The 16755-nt window shown below is 71.7% G+C and carries 15 protein-coding genes; 5 read left to right on the top strand and 10 right to left on the bottom strand.

Annotated elements, in window-relative coordinates; translation table 11 throughout:
* Positions 1-522: acyl-CoA carboxylase biotin carboxyl carrier protein subunit (locus G3N18_RS11320; RefSeq protein ID WP_338038522.1), on the top strand; the 522-nt coding region annotated here is incomplete at its 5' end.
* 11 nt (positions 523-533) lie between these two features.
* Here G3N18_RS11320 and G3N18_RS11325 read toward each other — a convergent pair.
* Complete coding sequence (locus tag G3N18_RS11325; protein ID WP_196384375.1) at positions 534-1115, bottom strand: TetR/AcrR family transcriptional regulator; 582 nt, start codon at positions 1113-1115, stop codon at positions 534-536.
* 92 nt (positions 1116-1207) lie between these two features.
* Here G3N18_RS11325 and G3N18_RS11330 point away from each other — a divergent pair, with 92 nt between their 5' ends.
* Both G3N18_RS11330 and G3N18_RS11335 read left to right on the top strand, forming a co-directional pair.
* On the top strand, positions 1208-1771 hold the full coding sequence (locus G3N18_RS11330; RefSeq protein WP_196384376.1) for an alpha/beta fold hydrolase: 564 nt from the start codon (positions 1208-1210) through the stop codon (positions 1769-1771).
* 83 nt (positions 1772-1854) lie between these two features.
* A complete protein-coding gene (locus tag G3N18_RS11335; RefSeq protein WP_196384378.1) occupies positions 1855-2280 on the top strand; it encodes a hypothetical protein in 426 nt (141 codons plus the stop codon).
* Between the two features lie 131 nt (positions 2281-2411).
* Here the strand turns inward: G3N18_RS11335 and G3N18_RS11340 are convergent, their stop codons facing one another.
* From G3N18_RS11340 to G3N18_RS11355, 4 genes are all read right to left on the bottom strand, one after another.
* Positions 2412-5546: a S8 family peptidase gene (locus G3N18_RS11340; protein ID WP_275952051.1), complete on the bottom strand. Its 3135-nt coding sequence runs from the start codon at positions 5544-5546 to the stop codon at positions 2412-2414.
* A 156-nt stretch (positions 5547-5702) separates the two neighbouring features.
* The gene (locus G3N18_RS11345; RefSeq protein ID WP_196384381.1) at positions 5703-6803 is read right to left on the bottom strand and encodes an ABC transporter permease; all 1101 of its coding nucleotides are present in this window, start codon (positions 6801-6803) and stop codon (positions 5703-5705) included.
* Positions 6800-7732 (bottom strand): ABC transporter ATP-binding protein, encoded by a 933-nt coding sequence (locus G3N18_RS11350; protein ID WP_196384383.1) that lies wholly within the window; start codon positions 7730-7732, stop codon positions 6800-6802. The genes G3N18_RS11345 and G3N18_RS11350 overlap by 4 nt, the downstream gene beginning before the upstream one ends.
* A 39-nt stretch (positions 7733-7771) precedes the next feature.
* Positions 7772-8779 (bottom strand): glycerophosphodiester phosphodiesterase family protein, encoded by a 1008-nt coding sequence (locus tag G3N18_RS11355; protein WP_196384384.1) that lies wholly within the window; start codon positions 8777-8779, stop codon positions 7772-7774.
* A 164-nt stretch (positions 8780-8943) separates the two neighbouring features.
* Here G3N18_RS11355 and G3N18_RS11360 point away from each other — a divergent pair, with 164 nt between their 5' ends.
* Positions 8944-9852, top strand: a complete 909-nt coding sequence (locus tag G3N18_RS11360) for a Bax inhibitor-1/YccA family protein (RefSeq protein WP_196384386.1) — start codon at positions 8944-8946, stop codon at positions 9850-9852.
* A gap of 243 nt (positions 9853-10095) precedes the next feature.
* Here the strand turns inward: G3N18_RS11360 and guaA are convergent, their stop codons facing one another.
* The 4 genes from guaA to G3N18_RS11380 form a co-directional block, all read right to left on the bottom strand.
* Positions 10096-11679, bottom strand: coding sequence for a glutamine-hydrolyzing GMP synthase (gene guaA / locus G3N18_RS11365; RefSeq protein WP_196384388.1), 1584 nt, complete (start codon positions 11677-11679; stop codon positions 10096-10098).
* A complete protein-coding gene (locus G3N18_RS11370) occupies positions 11676-12170 on the bottom strand; it encodes a DUF3817 domain-containing protein (protein ID WP_196384390.1) in 495 nt (164 codons plus the stop codon). The genes guaA and G3N18_RS11370 overlap by 4 nt, the downstream gene beginning before the upstream one ends.
* Positions 12171-12262: 92 nt before the next feature.
* Entirely contained in the window at positions 12263-13099 is an 837-nt protein-coding gene (locus tag G3N18_RS11375) for an SURF1 family protein (protein ID WP_196384405.1), read from the bottom strand.
* 68 nt (positions 13100-13167) lie between these two features.
* Positions 13168-14286, bottom strand: coding sequence for a GuaB3 family IMP dehydrogenase-related protein (locus G3N18_RS11380; protein ID WP_196384407.1), 1119 nt, complete (start codon positions 14284-14286; stop codon positions 13168-13170).
* Between the two features lie 250 nt (positions 14287-14536).
* Here G3N18_RS11380 and G3N18_RS11385 point away from each other — a divergent pair, with 250 nt between their 5' ends.
* The gene (locus G3N18_RS11385; protein WP_206693178.1) at positions 14537-15655 is read left to right on the top strand and encodes an FAD-dependent oxidoreductase; all 1119 of its coding nucleotides are present in this window, start codon (positions 14537-14539) and stop codon (positions 15653-15655) included.
* 172 nt (positions 15656-15827) lie between these two features.
* Here the strand turns inward: G3N18_RS11385 and G3N18_RS11390 are convergent, their stop codons facing one another.
* Positions 15828-16682 (bottom strand): endonuclease domain-containing protein, encoded by an 855-nt coding sequence (locus G3N18_RS11390; RefSeq protein ID WP_196384393.1) that lies wholly within the window; start codon positions 16680-16682, stop codon positions 15828-15830.
* Between the last annotated feature and the right edge of the window lie 73 nt (positions 16683-16755).

Below are 16755 nucleotides of genomic sequence, written 5' to 3' on the forward strand. Positions count from 1 at the left end.
TGGCGGCTGGGGCCGGCCGCACCCAGCGTGTACGACCTCACGAGCGGCGCTCAGCACGCCCGCGTGCGCGTGTGGAACGCTCCGCTCCGGGTCGCCGTGGGCGATGCCGAGCCGCGGGTCGCGACCGCGCGCATCGACGAGGGCGCGGCGTCGATCGGCCTCGACGGGCTGGAGCGCACATTCCCCGTCGCGCGCGAGGGCTCGGGCGCGGTGTGGCTGCACGCCGACGGCGGCGCGGTGCGCGTCGCCGAGACGCGGATCGAACACGGGGCGGATGCCGCAGCCGATGCGTCGCCGACGGTCACCTCGCCCCTGCCGGGCACGGTCGTGATGGTGACCGCGGTCGACGGGTCGACGGTCGAGGTCGGCGATCCCGTGGTCGCCGTCGAGGCGATGAAGATGGAGCACGTGCTGCGTGCGCAGGTGGCGGGCGTCGTGCGCCTGCGGGTCGCGGTGGGCGATCAGGTCACCCGCGGCGGTGTCGTCGCGACGATCGAGGTCACCCCGCCCGCCGCGGAGTGACGCCGCCCGCCCTACCCGCGCAGCGCGCGGAGCGCCATGGATGCCAAGACGGCCCCCGCCCCATCGTCGGAGGCGGGCGCCGAGTACGGCGTCGAGTTGAGCAGCCCGAACGTGCCGAGCAACCGAACCTGCCGCTCGCTCGGCGAGAGTCCGGGGCGCGCGCGGGTGAGCACGTCATCCCAGAGCTGCACGTATCGACGCTGCAGCGTGCGCACCCGGCGGTTGACGTCGTCGGGCAGCTGCGCGAGCTCGCGATCCTGAATGCGGATCACGTCGGGGTCGCTCGTCGCGAAGTCGATGTGGAACGCGACGAGGCGTTCGAGCACGGTGTCAGCCGTCGTCTCGCCCGGGTCGGCGACGATCTCCCGCGCCCCGTCGAGCAGGCGGGAACTGGCATCCACCAACAGCTCCTGCAGCAGCTCGTCTTTGCTGCGCACGTAGTTGTAGAGGGCGGGGCCGCTCATGCCGACAGCTTCACCGAGGTCGGTGGTCGAGACGGCGGCGAAGCCTCGTTCGGCGAACAGACTCGCCGCGGCCCGCATCAGGTCGGCGCGGCGGTTCGCCTTCTGGGTGGCGCGCCACGCTGATGCCATGCGCCGAGTCTATGGCTCACCCCGCCGCCGGCCCCCGCGCGCAAGCCGCACCAGGATTGGCGCACCCGCGCCCGCCCTGGGAAACTGGACGCATGACCGCCGCGACGCTCCAGACGTTCGAGCCCGATGGCCGCGCCATCTCGTACATCGACGAGGGCACCGGGCCCGCGCTCGTGCTGATCCCCGAGACGGGTGAGGAGATCGGCTCGCTCGGCACCCTCGCCTCGATCCTCGTCGAAGAAGACTTCCGCGTCGTGCGCCTCGCGCCCCTCGACCCCGACACCGACGTGCACGAGCTGGCCCGCGCGGTCGTCGATGTGATGGATGCCGTGGGCCTCGACCACTCCTGGATCGGCGGCCACGGGTTCGGCGGCACCGTCGCGCGCACCGTTCCGGCCGACCACCACGACCGGGTCAACGGGGTGCTGCTGCTCGCCCCCGAGCCGGCCGACATCCCGCTCGCCGCCGACATCCCCGTACTCGTTGTGCACGGCACGGCCGACGAGGTCACGCCCCTCTCCGAGAGCGAGCGGCTCGTGGCATCCGCCCCCGCCCTCGCGAGCCTCAAGACCGTCGAGGGCGCCGGGCACCTGTTCCCGGCCACCCACCCCGGCGAGACCTCGTGGTTCATCGAGGACTACCTCGACTGGGATTGACCCTCCCCGTCCTTTCCCTCTCCGCCATTTCGCAGACAAGAGTCATAGCCTGGGCACAGCCGAGCTCCGCTAGAGGAGGACCGATGCGCAGGCCGATCATCGCGATGACCCTCGCCGTCGGCGCGCTCGCACTCGCCCCGGTCCTCGCCGCCTGCACCCCGGGAGGGTCCATGTCCGATCCGACGCCCTCCGCCTCGGCGACGAGCCGCCCCCCGTTCCAGACGGCGACCCCCGGCGCGATCGCCCCGACCGGCACCCCGGTCGCCGTGCCTCCGGCGCGATGGGATGCCCTGGTCGCCGACCTCGGGGCGCGGGGCGTCACCGCGACTCCCGAACTGGTCAGCGCCGAAGCGGTCACCTTCAGCGATTCGTCGCTCGGCTGCGCGACCCCCGGCCAGTCGTACACGCAGGCGCTCGTCGACGGCATGCGCGTCCTCGTCACGGCCGGCGGCGAGACCTACGACTACCGCTTCGGCACGGGCGACGACCCGCTGCTCTGCACCCGCTGAGACGGCGCGCCGGACCGGGCCGGGCCGGGCTGGGCCCGCCGGCAGCGCCGCGCACCCGCCCCCGCGCCCGCTCCCCGCGCACGAAAACGGGCGGGCACGCCGACTCGCGTCGACGCACCCGCCCGCACCCGCTACTTCTTGACCGGAACGAGCAGCGCTTCGCCCGAGCCCGACGGGTTGTCGAGCACGACGACCATCGCGCCGAGCGGCTTCTGCGCGGCGACCTGCGCCGCGTTCACCGCGACGTCGACCGACGCCGAGCCGCGCCGCGGCACGTCGACGTACTGCCCGTTGCTGATCGCCGGCGCCGACGGGTCGAAGGTGGCCCACTCCGATGCGGCGTCGGTTCCGCCGTTCACGCCGAACGTCTGCACCGTGTAACTGAACGCGCCCGTGATGCCGAGGTCGGCGGCCGACACCGGCAGCAGCAGCGTGCTGGAGTCGGTCGGCGCCTGCGTCAGGAACCCGGATGCCCCGCGCGCGCCCGTCTTCGCGTTGACGACGAACACCTCCGCGAGCCCGTTGTTCGACCCGGCGCGCACGGCGCCCGAGTCGGCCGACAGCACGATCCAGTCGGCTTCGCCGTCTCGATCGGTGTCGAGCACGACGTCGTACTCGTTGCTCGCCGCGTTCGACCACCGGTGGTGCATGTTCAGCGCGAACACCAGCAGCTGGTCATCGCCCGCGCCGATCGACTGCACGCCCGCGGCCCGCAGATCGTACCCCGTGTCGGCGAGCGTCTTCGAGGCATCCTTGTCGTCCGACAGCCCCCACGTGTACACGTCGGCGCCGGCGGGAAGAGCCCCGAACACGTTCCACAGCGAGATCTTCTTGGTCGCGTCGGCGACCTGCTGCTTCTTCGTGAACAGCGCGCTCGTCGAACTCGACACCGTGCTGTTGGAGCGGGGCACGAGCAGATACGGCACCCGCAGCGTCGAGCCCTCGGCGGTCAGCACGATGTCGCCGGAGACCTCGTAGAACGCGAACTGGTCGGGGCCGCCGACCGAGCTCGGCACGTCCTTCGCGGCGGCCGCGACGGTCAGCAGCAGCTTGGCCGAGCCGCCCGCCGGGACCGTGATCGAGCGCGACGAGAGGTTCACCCGCGCCGGGATCGACTCGGCAGACGCGCTCGTCGAGACCGCGTAGGTCACCGGGGCCGGGCCGTCATTGCGCACCGTCACGGTCTTGATGCCGCCGAAGCCGAGCCACGACTCCTGGAAGCCGAAGCTCAGCGCCGACTCGCGCGCCCAGCCGCTCTCGGTGCGGAACGCGTCGCCGGTCGCGGTGACCGACGTGGCGACCGCCTGCGCGGCGTCGACGAGGCCGACTCCGCCGAGCGTCAGGCGCTGGCCGGCGACCTTGTCGGGGTCGGCGGTCGAGACGAGCGAGGCCGCCACCTGCGGCGCAGCCCACGCGGGGTGCGCTTCGACCGAGAGCGCCGCGACACCCGCGACGTGCGGCGCCGCCATCGAGGTGCCCGACAGGATCGCGGCGCCGTTGCCCGAGCCGACCGCGGCCGACGAGATCGACACGCCGGGGGCGGCGACGTCGGGGCCGATGGCACTGTCACCCGAACGGGGGCCGGCCGAGGTGAACGACGCGTACCCGCGGAAGCCGGGGTTGGCGATGCTCGCCGCGGCGAGCGTCACGGTGGCGCCCGAGGCGAACAGCGTGCCGTTCGACGAGCGCACCCCGAGGAACGGGATCGTCACGAGGTAGGGCTCGCCGGTGTCGGCGTTCTCGGTGATCTGGCCTTCGTAGGGCGGCAGGTCATCGGTCGAGTTGACCATGAGCGCCGCCGCGGCGCCCGCCTGCTGGGCGTAGATCGCCTTCGACACGCGCGCGCAGCTGCCGCGGGTCGACACGGCCAGCTGGCCGCCGCCCGCCGTGATGCCGGCCTTCGTGTACGCGGCGACCGAGCAGCCGAGCGCTTCGTTCTCGGGCGTTGCCGGGTCATCGACCAGGCGCACGACCTTCAGTGTGCCGATCCCGTCGAGCGAGGCGCCGTTGGCGTTGATCGCCTCGACATTCTGGCCGTTCACGGTGACCGTCGCGCCCGGAAAGCCCTCGGCGCTGTCGACGGCCGAGACCGACACCACGCCGTCGCCCGACCCCGGCGAACCGGTGAGGTACGGGTTGTGTCCGGCGTTGCCGGCGGATGCCACGACCACGACGCCCGCGCCGACGGCGTTGGCGGCGGCCACGGCATCCGGGTCGTCACCTCGTCCGAACGACGAGCCGAGCGACATGTTCACGACGTCCATGCCGTTTTCGACCGCCCAGTCGAGGGCGGGAACGACCATGTCGGTCGAGCCCGCGCAGCCGAAGACGCGCACGGCGTAGAGGTCGACCTGCGGGGCGACGCCCGGGCCCACCCGGAAGGTGTTCGACGGGGTCGTCGTGTCGTAGGGGCCGGTGAATCCGGTGCCGTCGGCGAGCACGCCCGAGCCGCCCGTCGTGCCGGCGACGTGCGAACCGTGCCCCTGGCAGTCGAGCGGGTTGTCGTCGGGGTGCGGCACCGGTTGGTAGCTCGCGCTGCCCGGGTCGGCGTTGTAGTCGTCGCCGACGAGGTCGATGCCGCCCTTCACGCGCGGCGCGTCGGGGCCGTAGAGCGCCGGGTCGGCCGCTTCGGCGCCGGCGGCGTGCGCCGCCTCGTAGGCGGCCGTGGTGCCGGGGCCGCCGAAGGTGGCGTGCGTGTAGTCGATGCCGGTGTCGATGATCGCGACCTTCACACCCTGGCCGGTGTAGCCCGTGCTCTGCCACACCTCGGGCACGCCGAGGAACGGCACCGAGACCGCGTTGTCGAGAGCGTAGGTGCGCACCGGGTGCACGGCGACGACGCCGGGCAGTTCCGCGACCGCGTCGAGCTGGTCGGCGGGCACGGATGCCTGCATGCCGTTGTACGCCGACTGCATCTGCGCCTGGATCTCGCCGCCCTTGTCGGTGATCTCGTCGGTGATCCCGTCTTGCGCGCTCTTCAGCTCGTCTTTGACCGCCTCGCGCTCCCCGTCGGAGAGCTCGCCGCCCTTCTCGGCCTGCACGACCGCGACGGGGTCTCCGGCCATCTCGATGACGACCGTCACCCGCCCGTCGGCGCCGATCGACTTCGCCGTGAACGACGAGTCGACCGACCCGTGCGACGGCGCGGCGCGGAACCGCGACGACGGGTCGTCATCGGGCGTCGCCGCGTAGGCGGCGGCGGCGGGAAGGGTCAGCGCGATCGCGCCGACGACGGCCAGAGTGCGTCTGTGCAGGCCTCGAGACAAGGGTGTCCGCCTTTCATGCAGGGGTGCGTGCGCGCTCCGGGGGTAAGAAGCGGCTGAAAGGAGGCTATGCATCCGCTGGACGAGGCGGAAGAGCGCGGAGGCCCCGATGAGAGGATCCTCATCCGTGGTGCGGGGCTGTCGAGCCGCGCGCCGCAATCACGCGATGCGAGTGCCCGGCGGCAGCGTGCGGGCAGGCGTGCGGGTGCGCGCCCACGCCCACCACAGCAGCAGCGCCGTCAGGGCGAGCTGCACGCCGAGCCCGACGAACCAGCTCGGCACCGTCTCGGAGATGATCTCTTCCGGCGTGCGGTAATCGCTCGATCCGCTGTAGAGATTCTGATAGTTCGCGGGGTCGCACTCGTCCCACGTCTGCTCGAGCTCGGGCGGGATCTGCGCGGAGCGGACGCTCGTCTTCAGCCAGCCGAACATGTCGTCGGGGTTGCCGGAGCTGTCGAATCGGGTCGGTGTCGCGTCGCCGAGGATCACGAACGGGTTCGCCGACAGCATCCACCACACGTAGTCGAACCGCGGCACGCGGTAGGTCGTCGTCACCCAGTCTTCGCAGACCATCTTGTCGACGTCTCCGTAGCAGTTGCTCGAGCCGTCCGTGCACTCGGGATTCCCCTGCTGGTTGTACGCGGCCTGACGCGTATGCGAGACGCCCTCGCTCGCGATCGCCGAGCCGATCAGCCCGAAGCCGACCAGGGTGCCGACCGCCAGGGCGGCGACGACGAGGTAGGTCGCGGCGACCGAGAAGAGCGGGCGGGCGATGATGCCCGAGAGCGCCACCCCGATTCCAGAGATGACGCCGGTCTCGACCACGAGGATCGCAAGCGAGGTGACGATCGCCCACGGGTTGACCTCGCCGGTGAGGGTCGAGATCACGAGGAACGGGGCCGCCACCAGGGCGAACGCGAGGCCCGTGATCCAGGCCGCGACGAACTTGCCGAGGAGGATCTCTCCGGTGGTGGCGAGGGTCACCTGCACGGGTGCGAGCGTGGCGGCGTCGCGATCGCCGTTGATGCTGTTGCCGCTGAGGGTGGGAGAGACGAGCAGGATGAGCAACAGGGTCACGAGCACGACGACCGAGTAGACACCCGGGCCACCCGGCCCCCACCCGCCGTAGGCGAGGAAGGCCAGCGCCGTCACGCCCAGCAGCACGACGGCGAAGACGCCGAGCAGCACGTACCACGACACCGTGCGCACCCGCTGGAGCAGTTCGAGACGTGCGATCGTCCACAGACGCGAGAAGCTCACGAGCGGCCCCCTTCGAGGTCGAGGAAGGTGTGTTCGAGAAGACCCGTCGCCGCCGCGAACTCGGCCACCGGCAGCCCGGCCCGCACGAGCGCGGCGAGTGCCGAAGCCGCGGCACCGTCGGAGTCGAACGCGACCAGGAGGTCGCGCCGGTCGATCGGCACGAGCGCCGCGTCGAGCCCGAGGGTCTGGGCGACCGGCAGCACGGCGGCGGTCGCGTCACAGTCGGCGAGGCGGATGCGCCACGTGCGCACGCGGGTCGCCGCCTGAGCGATGCGGTCCGGGGCGACCGAGGTTCCCTCGACCACGAACGCGGCTTCGTCGACGACCTCGTCGAGTTCGGAGAGGATGTGGCTCGACAGCAGCACGGTGCGCCCCTCACCGGCGAGCCTGCGCAAGAGCGTCCGCAATTCGATGCGTGCCTGCGGGTCGAGGCCCGAGGCGGGTTCGTCGAGCAGCAGCACGCTCGGGTTGTGCACGAGCGCGCGGGCGAGGCCGAGTCGCTGCTTCTGCCCCCGCGAGAACACCCGCGCCGGGGTGTCGGCGAGTTCGGCCAGCCCGAGTTCGTCGAGCAGCCGCGCCGCACCGCGCTCGGCATCCGCCGGAGCGATGCCGTAGAGCCGGCTCGTCATGACGAGCGTCTCACGCGCCGTCAGCGACGGCCAGGCGCCGAGGGCATCGGGCATCCACCCCACGATGCGTCGCACCCCGGCCGGATCGGCGACGGGGTCGAGCCCGCCGATGCGCAGCACACCGGCATCCGGCGCCAAGAGCGACGCCAGCATGAGCAGCAGCGTGGTCTTGCCCGAGCCGTTCGGCCCGACGAGCCCCGTCACCGCGCCCGCCCGCGCCTCGAGGTTCACGTCGCGCACGGCGTGCACGCTCCCGAACGAACGACGGACGCCGGATGCCACGATGCCGGGGGAGCTCATCGCCCCACCCTATGGGGTCGCCATGACACCGGCGAGAACTCAGCCGAAGAACCCGATTCCGAGGTCGGGGTGGTCGACGAAGACGCCGTCGACACCGGCATCCGCGATCACTCGCCATTCGCTCTCGTAGTCGCCGAACGCCGCCTTGTCGCGGCCGCGCCGGAACGACGCGAGGAGGAAGGCGTTCTCGGGGCGGCAGGTCCAGGTGAACACGCGCAGGCCGCGCGTGTGCGCGTCGGCGACGACCCGCGACGGGCCGGTGGTGCGCCCGAGGCGGTCGGGCGCGAGGATCATGCGCTTGTCGACGCTGATGCCGTCGACCGTGCCGACGAGCGCGTCGAGGCCCGCGGGGCTCGCCTGCTGCGCGTAGGTCGGGGCGGCGGCGCCGTGGGTGGAAACGAGGTCGAACGGATGCCCCGCCGCTTCGAGCAGATAGATGTAGGTGCCGCGGATGCCGTGCGCACGCACCTGGGCGAGCACGGTCGATTCGAACGACTCGAGGTAGAGCGGCAGCTCGCCGTCGCCCCAGCGGGCGGCGCGCAGCGCGGCCGCGATCAGGCCGGCCACGTCGTAGCCGAGGGCGGTGAAGTAGGTGGCGTGCTTGATCTCGAGCACGACGCCGATCTCGCGGCCCTGGTCGAGCGATGCCTCGCGCACGAGGTCGAGCACGTCGACCAGCCGTAGCGGTGGCTGCGCGCCGTCGAAGCTGGCACTGCTCGGGCGCAGATTCGGCAGCCGTTCGCGACAGCGCAGGGTCGCAAGCTCTGCCCAGGTGAAGTCCTCGGTGAACCAGCCGGTCAGCTCGTCGCCGTCGATCGTCTTGGTCGTGCGGCGCGCGGCGAACTCGGGGCGGTCCGCCACGTCGGTCGTCGACCCGATCTCGTTCTCGTGCCTTACGACGGCGACGCCGTCGGCGGTGAAGACGACGTCGGGCTCGACCGCGTCGACGCCGAGGGCGAGCGCCAGTTCGTACGACGAGCGCGTGTGCTCGGGGCGGTACCCCGGCGCTCCCCGATGGCCGATCACGAGCGGACGACGACGCAGCATGGCTCCAGGCTAGTCGCGCACCCGAGCGGGAAAGTTGAGTCGGGTAGCCTCAGGTTTTCACAGCGGATGCTCAGCGCCCGGCCTGCCCAGAAGATCACCCGTCCGATACGCTGGAATTCCGCAGGTTTCCCCTGCGACACCCTTCGTATTGGAGTGAGACCACCATGGCCTCGAGCAGCAATCCCGCATTCGCCAACCCCGCGTTCCAAGAGCAGCGCCCCGGGCTGACCCCGCCGGCTGCCCAGACCCAGTTCAGCACCGCCTCGGCGCAGGCCGCCGACGCGGCCGTGAACGCCCAGCTCGAAGGTGCCTTCGCGGCGCCGTCGGCGGGCGCCGTCGACACCGGTCGCATGACCGTCGAAGACACCGTCCTGAAGACCGTCGCGCTCTTCGGCATCCTCGTCGTCACCGCCGTCATCGGCTGGGTCTGGACGATGTCGGGCGTCACCGCGCAGAACCCCGACGCGATCACCATCGCGCCGTGGCTCATCGGCGCGCTCGGCGGCTTCGTGCTCGCGATGGTCGTCTCGTTCACCTCGCGCAAGAAGATCCGCCCCGCGCTGATCCTCGCCTACGCCGCCTTCGAGGGCCTCTTCATCGGTGGTATCTCGGCGTTCTTCGAGTACGTGTGGCCCGGCATCGTCGTGCAGGCGACGCTCGCCACCCTCTCGGTCGTCGGCGTCACCCTCGCCCTCTTCGCCAGCGGCAAGGTGCGCGCGTCGAAGCGGGCCACCAAGGTCTTCATGATCGCGATGATCGGCTACCTCGTCTTCTCGCTCATCAACGTCGTGATGATGATGTTCGGGGCGTTCCCGGCCGGCTCGGGCGGCCCCTTCGGCATGCTCTCGAGCGTGCACATCATGGGCATCCCGCTCGGCGTCATCATCGGTGTGGTCGTCGTGATCATGGCGGCGTACTCGCTCGTGCTCGACTTCGACTCGATCCAGCAGGGCGTGCGCAACGGCGCACCCCGTCCCTACGCGTGGCTCGGCGCCTTCGGCATCATGGTCACGGTCGTCTGGCTCTACGTCGAGATCCTGCGCCTCATCGCGATCCTCCGCGGCAACAACTGACGCCCGCGCATCACTTCAGAAGCCCCGTCCGGCACCGCCGGGCGGGGCTTCGCCTTTCCCTGCGCACGCCGCCTTCGCCCCCTCGTCCCACTTTCGCCGCGCCTTGTCCCGAAAGTGTTCGGTTTCCGACCCCTGAAGCAACCACAAGTGGGACAAGGATGCCGGGGCGTGCGGACGCGAGCGCGCCACAGACGACGGATGCCGAGGCGCGCGTCCCGGCATCCGTTCACTCCCTCGCGGAGGTCACTCCCACTCGATGGTCCCCGGCGGCTTCGACGTGACGTCGAGCACGACGCGGTTGACCTCGCTCACCTCGTTGGTGATGCGGTTCGAGATCTTCGAGAGCACGTCGTAGGGCAGGCGCGTCCAATCGGCGGTCATCGCGTCTTCCGACGAGACGGGGCGCAGCACGATCGGATGCCCGTAGGTGCGGCCGTCGCCCTGCACGCCCACCGAGCGCACGTCGGCCAGCAGCACGACCGGGCACTGCCAGATCTCGCCGTCGAGGCCCGCCTTCGTCAGCTCCTCGCGGGCGATGGCGTCGGCATCCTGCAGAATCGTGAGGCGGTCTGCGGTGACCTCACCAACGATCCGGATGCCGAGGCCGGGGCCCGGAAAGGGCTGCCGCGCGACGATCGCCTCGGGCAGTCCCAGGTCGCGCCCGATCTGGCGCACCTCGTCTTTGAAGAGGGTGCGCAGCGGCTCGACGAGCTCGAACTGCAGGTCTTCGGGCAGGCCACCCACGTTGTGGTGGCTCTTGATGTTGGCCGTGCCCGTGCCGCCGCCCGACTCGACGACGTCGGGGTAGAGCGTGCCCTGCACGAGGAAGCGGATCGGGTCGCCCTCGGCCGCCGCCTCGGCGATGAGGTCTTGCTGCACCTTCTCGAACGCGCGGATGAACTCGCGCCCGATGATCTTGCGCTTCTGCTCGGGGTCGCTGACGCCGGCGAGCGCGTCGAGGAACGTCTCGCGCGCGTCGACCGTGATGAGGCGCACCCCGGTGGATGCCACGTAGTCGTTCTCGACCTGTTCCCGCTCGCCCTTGCGCAGCAGCCCGTGATCGATGAACACCGCGACGAGCTGGTCGCCGACGGCCTCGTGCACGAGGGCCGTCGAGACGGCCGAGTCGACGCCGCCGGACAGGGCCGACAGCACGCGCCCCGACCCGACCTGCTCGCGGATGCGCGCGACCTGCTCGGCGATGACGTTGCCGCTGTTCCAGTCGGCGGGGAGGCGCGCCGCCTTGTGCAGGAAGTTCTCGATGACCTTCTGACCCTGCTCGGAGTGCTTCACCTCGGGGTGCCACTGCACGCCGTAGAAGCACTTCTCGGCGTTGCCGAATGCGGCGACGGGCGTCGCATAGGTCGAGGCGAGCACCTCGAAGCCCTCGGGCGCGGTGGCGACCTGGTCGCCGTGGCTCATCCAGACGATCTGGTCGTCGGGCTGGCCGCCGAGCAGCACTCCGCCGTCGCCCGACACCCGGGCATCCGTCGCGCCGTACTCGCGCAGGCCGGTGTTGGCGACCTCGCCGCCGAGCTGCTGGGCCATCACCTGGAAGCCGTAGCAGATGCCGAGGGTCGGTACCCCGAGCTGCAGCACGCCGGGGTCGAGCGTCGGCGCGCCCGGCTCGTACACCGACGACGGCCCGCCCGAGAGGATCAGCGCGACGGGGTTTTTGGCCTCGACCTCGGCGGCCGTGACGGTGTGCGGCACGATCTCGCTGTAGACACCCGCCTCGCGGACGCGGCGCGCGATCAGCTGCGCATACTGCGCGCCGAAGTCGACGACGAGGACGGGACGCTGGGCGGTCTCGGTCTGAGCGGTCACCGGGTGCCTTCCGTGGCGGGGGTGGTGGGGGCGGCAGGTGCCTGCGCCGCAGCGGATTCAGAGGCTTCGCGTTCGGCGAGGTAGGCCTTGACCTCGCGGGCGACGCGCGCCTCCATGAAGAACGACAGCAGCGGCACGATGCCGCCGAGGGCCAGCGTGATGAAGCGGCCGAAGCCCCAGCGCATGAGGCTCCACACGCGGAAGCACGCGAAGAGGTAGACGACGTAGAACCAGCCGTGGGCGATGAGGATGCCGAGGCTGAGGTTCACCCCGTCGCCGGTGGATTCGTGGCCGGTGGCCGTCTCGACGGTGGGGGCGAACCACAGGAAACCGCCCGAGCCGCCGAGGAACAGTTCGTAGCCGAGGACGTACTTGACGAGCATCTCGGCGCACAGCAGCAGCAGCATGACGCCCGTGATCACCGAGGCGATCTGGTAGAAGCGCAGCGCGCCGCGGATCGCCGGAAACGTGGCGAGCTTGGGCTGAGGCATGGGTTCCAGTCTAGTCGGCGGCCGGAGGCTCACTCTTCGTCGGACCGGTGGTGCAGGAGTGGTCCCCGGCGCCACACCAGGTGACTCCAGCCTCAGCGATCCGACGGATGATGAGCCGAGGCCGCCTCCTCGAGCGCCTCGACCTCCTTCTCCCAGGCGTCCCGCGCCAGGCGGTACCACATGTAGAAGGCGAATCCGGCGAAGATCGCCCATTCGACGGCGTAGAAGATGTTCAACCAGTTGACGTTCGACCCCTCGTCGGGCGCCGGCGAATCGATCGGCTGGAGGCCGGCGGGAAGGCTCTCGCCGGCGCCGGCATCGCCGACGGTCTCGGCGACGAGGTACGGGCGGTACACGTTCAGCTCCGCCACGTCGTGCCATCGTCCGAGGAGCGCTGCCGGCGACATCCGCGTCATCTCGGTCGCCGGCGCTCCGCGCGGCGGCAGGGCGGGGCCTTCGTCGGAGATCAGGCGCCCCGTGAGCTGGACCGCGGCCCCGGGGTCGGCATTGAGGGTGGATGCCGCGGCGTCGGCCGCGGCGCGGTCGGCCGTCCACCCGATCGCGACGGCGAGGGAGGTCGGACCGTCCGTGGCATCCGCGACGGCCGCTGCGCCCGAACCGGTCGGGTCGACGCGCAGCTGCCCGGTCACCCAGTAGCCTTCCTCGCCGCCGTTGTAGCGCGACGAGACGACGAGGAAGTCACCCGCGACGAACGCGCCGGCGACGTCGACCCGCTGGCCGACGAGGGGTTCCGGCAGGTACTCACCGGGGGCGACGACCTCGGCGATCGGCTCGACCTGCTCGGTGATGCCGGCCGGCGGCGGATCGGTGTCGATCGCCCGGCCGAGCTGCCACTGACCGAGCCACGCGAACACGGCTGCAACGAGCAACGCGAAGCCGAGCATGCCGATCCACCACGGGCGCAGCATGACCTCGCGCAGGGTCGGCGGGAAGACCTCGTCGGACGCCGGCGCGCGTTCGGGTACAGCGCCGGTCATCAGTTCACGGAGTAGGGCGCGACGACGACCTCGACGCGCTGGAACTCCTTGAGGTCAGAGTAACCGGTGGTCGCCATCGACTTCTTGAGCGCGCCGATGAGGTTGGCGGTGCCGTCGGCGACGGGCGCCGGGCCGTAGAGGATCTGCTCGAGGGGGCCGACCTGGCCCACCTCGACGCGCTTGCCGCGCGGCAGTTTGGAGTGGTGCGCCTCGGGGCCCCAGTGGTAGCCCTGGCCGGGCGCGTCGGTCGCCCGCGCGAGCGCGACGCCGAGCATGACCGCGTCGGCGCCCATCGCGAGCGCCTTGACGATGTCGCCCGAGGTGCCCACGCCGCCGTCGGCGATGACGTGCACGTAGCGTCCGCCCGACTCGTCGAGGTAGTCGCGGCGCGCGCCGGCGACATCGGCGACGGCCGTCGCCATGGGGGCGTGGATGCCGAGGGTCGCGCGCGTCGTCGACGCCGCTCCCCCGCCGAAGCCGACGAGCACGCCGGCCGCGCCCGTGCGCATGAGGTGCAGGGCCGCCGTGTAGGTCGAGGCTCCGCCGACAATGACGGGCACGTCGAGGTCGTAGATGAACTTCTTGAGGTTCAGCGGCTCGGCATCGCTCGAGACATGCTCGGCCGAGACGGTCGTGCCGCGGATCACGAAGAGGTCGACGCCCGCGGCGACGACGGTCTCGTAGAGCTCCTGGGTGCGCTGCGGCGTGAGGGCACCGGCGACGGTCACCCCGCCCGCGCGGATCTCGGCCAGCCGGTCGCGCACGAGTTCGGGTTTGATCGGCTCGGTGTAGAGCTCTTGCAGCCGACGGGTCGCCTCGGTGGCAGGCAGGCCCGCGATCTCGGCGAGCAGCGGCTCGGGGTCGTCGTAGCGCGTCCACACGCCTTCGAGGTCGAGCACGCCGAGGCCGCCGAGCTGGCCGAGCATGATCGCCGTGCGGGGGCTCATCACCGAGTCCATCGGCGCGCCCAGCACGGGGATCTCGAACCCGAACGCGTCGATCGACCATGCCGTCGAGACGTCTTCGGGGTTGCGGGTGCGCCGCGAAGGCACCACCGCGATGTCGTCGAACGCATACGCGCGGCGGGCGCGCTTGGCGCGGCCGAGCTCGATCTCCATGGTCACACGCCCAGCCTACCCGCGCGGCCCCCGAGCGCCGGGTTGAGCGCTCCAGCGTCGCCGCGCGGCGGGCGCGGGGCGCGCGGGCCGGCGGTCCAGGCATCCACCCCCACACGAACTCCGCAGGATCTCACGAACTCCGCACGCGAAACCGCCCGCCGCTGCGGAGTACGCACGAATCTGCGGGGTTCGTGTCGTGGGGTGTCGAGGGTGCGCGGGGCGGGACGGACGAGCGGCCAGGATGGGAGGCATGCGGATCGTGGTGGTGGGTGGAGGAGTGATGGGCCTCGCGGCGGCGTGGCAGCTGACGAGGCGCGGCGAGCGGCCGATCGTGCTCGAGCGGTTCGGACGCGGGCATCACGAGGGCGCCTCGCACGGCGAGACCCGCAACTACAACAACGCCTACGGCGACGACCATTACCTCGACCTGTTGGCGCTGGCGCGCGAGGGGTGGGATGCCTTGGGCGCGCCCGACGGCGAACCGCTGCTGCGCCTGCACGGACTCGTCTCGCACGGCTCGGGTGCCGCACTCGGCGCGGCCAAGGCCGCTCCGCTCGCGGGGCTCGCCGACGCGCTGCGAGCGCGGGGCATCCCCGCCGAGTTGCTCGACGGCGCCGAGGCCGCGCGGCGGTGGCCCGGCATGCGGTTCGAAGACACGGTGCTCCACTCGCCCGACGCCGGCGTCGCGCGCGCCGCCGCGGCCCTGCGCGAGCTCGATCGCCGCATCGTCGCGGCCGGCGGCGAGGTGCGCTGGAACACGCGCGTCACCGAGATCGCACCCGACGCAGACGGCGTCGACGTCGTGACGGATGCCGGTGTGCTCCGCGCCGACGTCGTGGTCGCCACCGTCGGAGCGTGGACCGAGAAACTCCTCGGGGGTGGCGCGGACGGTGCCCTCGGCATCCGTCTGCCGCGCCTGCGCGTGACGGAGGAGACCCCCGCGCACTTCACGCCGACCGTGCCGGGGCCCTGGCCGTCGTTCAACCACTTCGTCACGCCGGGCACGCAACCCGCGAACGTGTACGGCATGCCGACGCCGGGCGAGGGCGTGAAGGTCGGGTTCCACGGCATCGGCGACGAGATCGATCCCGACCGGCGCCCGCACCTCCCGGTGCTCCAGCGCGAGCTGCGCGAGTATGTGCGCGAGTGGTTCCCGGGCCTCGACCCCGACTCGGCTGTGCCCATCTCGTGCACCTACACGACCACCCCCGACGAGGCATTCGTGCTCGACCGCGTCGGGCGGGTCGTCGTCGGCGCGGGCTTCTCGGGCCAGGGCTTCAAGTTCGCGCCCGGAGTGGGAGCGACCCTCGCGGACCTCGCCCTCGACCCGGCGACTCTCGCCGCCCCCGCTTTCCGCCTCGCGCGCTGACCCGCGCACGCCGCGGCGAGCGGCGCGCGTTGACCCGGCATCCATCCCCCACCACTAGTGCCCGAGCCACCCGCGCCACCCGACATCCATCCCCCGCGCTGCCCGCCCGCGCGAACTCCGCAGGTTCTGACGTGCTCCGCACCCGATCGCCTGATCCGTTGCGGAGTATGCATCATCGTGCGGAGTCCGTGTGCAGCCCCGCGGCCAGCGTGCGACGGATCGTCTGCAGCACCGCATCGCGATCGTGCACCACCTGGGCGTACGAGAACCTCAGCACGGTGTAGCCGCGCAAGCACAGCTCGGCGTCGTGCGCGAGGTCTTTCGAGCGTTGCGCCGAACTCGAATGGTGCGCCCACCCGTCGATCTGTACGACGAGCCTGCTGCCCACGAGCACGTCGACCGGCCGCCCCGCCAGCACGACCTGCTGCCGCACGAGCACGCGCATGCGGCGAAGGGGTGCGCACACGAGCACCTCGAGACCGGAATCGGCCAGCCCGGTGACCGCCTCCGCCAACTCGCGGGCAGCCGGCGTGGCCCAACGCACGGCACGCAGCGCTTCGGGCGAAAGCCCTTCGATGCGCGCGGCCGTCTCCCACAGCACGAGGGCCGTGTCGGGACTCTGACACACGGCGATGTGCGCGAGCGCGTCTCCGACACCGGCCTCGAGCACGCGCCCGAGCGGCGCGAGGGGTCGCGTCCAGTGCGTCACGCCGGGCCACGCCGCGTCGAGGCGCGGGCCGGTGCTCCCCGGGGGAAAGTGCAGGTGCAGTTCACCTCCGACACCCTCCGGCATCCACCACCCGCGCCGGCGCGCGAGAGAGATGCACGTCACGCGCCCGCCGTAACGCGCCGCGTCGCGCACCTCTCGCGGAGCGGATGCCGAGGCGAACCATGCCCGGCGCAGCACCTCGATCTCACCGGCTCGAACCGCGCGGCGCAACTGCACGTCGGTGTAGCCCTCGCGGTGCAGGTCGCCGCGATGGATCACGGTTCCGGCGAGGCGTTCGGCGAGCGGTGCGAGCTGCATGCAGGCATCCTGCGCCCCTCACGCCGCCTTGGCCGGCGACTCGAGCCGATCCGTGGAGAGATCGCGCGAACGA

The organism is Microbacterium paulum, from assembly GCF_015707995.1.
GTDB lineage: Bacteria > Actinomycetota > Actinomycetes > Actinomycetales > Microbacteriaceae > Microbacterium > Microbacterium paulum.

Coding starts and splice junctions, on each gene's coding strand:
- G3N18_RS11325 (WP_196384375.1), bottom strand. CDS start 1,115: ATGGCATCAGCGTGGCGCGCCACCCAGAAGGCGAACCGCCGCGCCGAC.
- G3N18_RS11330 (WP_196384376.1), top strand. CDS start 1,208: ATGACCGCCGCGACGCTCCAGACGTTCGAGCCCGATGGCCGCGCCATC.
- G3N18_RS11335 (WP_196384378.1), top strand. CDS start 1,855: ATGCGCAGGCCGATCATCGCGATGACCCTCGCCGTCGGCGCGCTCGCA.
- G3N18_RS11350 (WP_196384383.1), bottom strand. CDS start 7,732: ATGAGCTCCCCCGGCATCGTGGCATCCGGCGTCCGTCGTTCGTTCGGG.
- G3N18_RS11355 (WP_196384384.1), bottom strand. CDS start 8,779: ATGCTGCGTCGTCGTCCGCTCGTGATCGGCCATCGGGGAGCGCCGGGG.
- G3N18_RS11360 (WP_196384386.1), top strand. CDS start 8,944: ATGGCCTCGAGCAGCAATCCCGCATTCGCCAACCCCGCGTTCCAAGAG.
- G3N18_RS11370 (WP_196384390.1), bottom strand. CDS start 12,170: ATGCCTCAGCCCAAGCTCGCCACGTTTCCGGCGATCCGCGGCGCGCTG.
- G3N18_RS11375 (WP_196384405.1), bottom strand. CDS start 13,099: ATGCTGCGCCCGTGGTGGATCGGCATGCTCGGCTTCGCGTTGCTCGTT.
- G3N18_RS11380 (WP_196384407.1), bottom strand. CDS start 14,286: ATGGAGATCGAGCTCGGCCGCGCCAAGCGCGCCCGCCGCGCGTATGCG.
- G3N18_RS11385 (WP_206693178.1), top strand. CDS start 14,537: ATGCGGATCGTGGTGGTGGGTGGAGGAGTGATGGGCCTCGCGGCGGCG.
- G3N18_RS11390 (WP_196384393.1), bottom strand. CDS start 16,682: ATGCAGCTCGCACCGCTCGCCGAACGCCTCGCCGGAACCGTGATCCAT.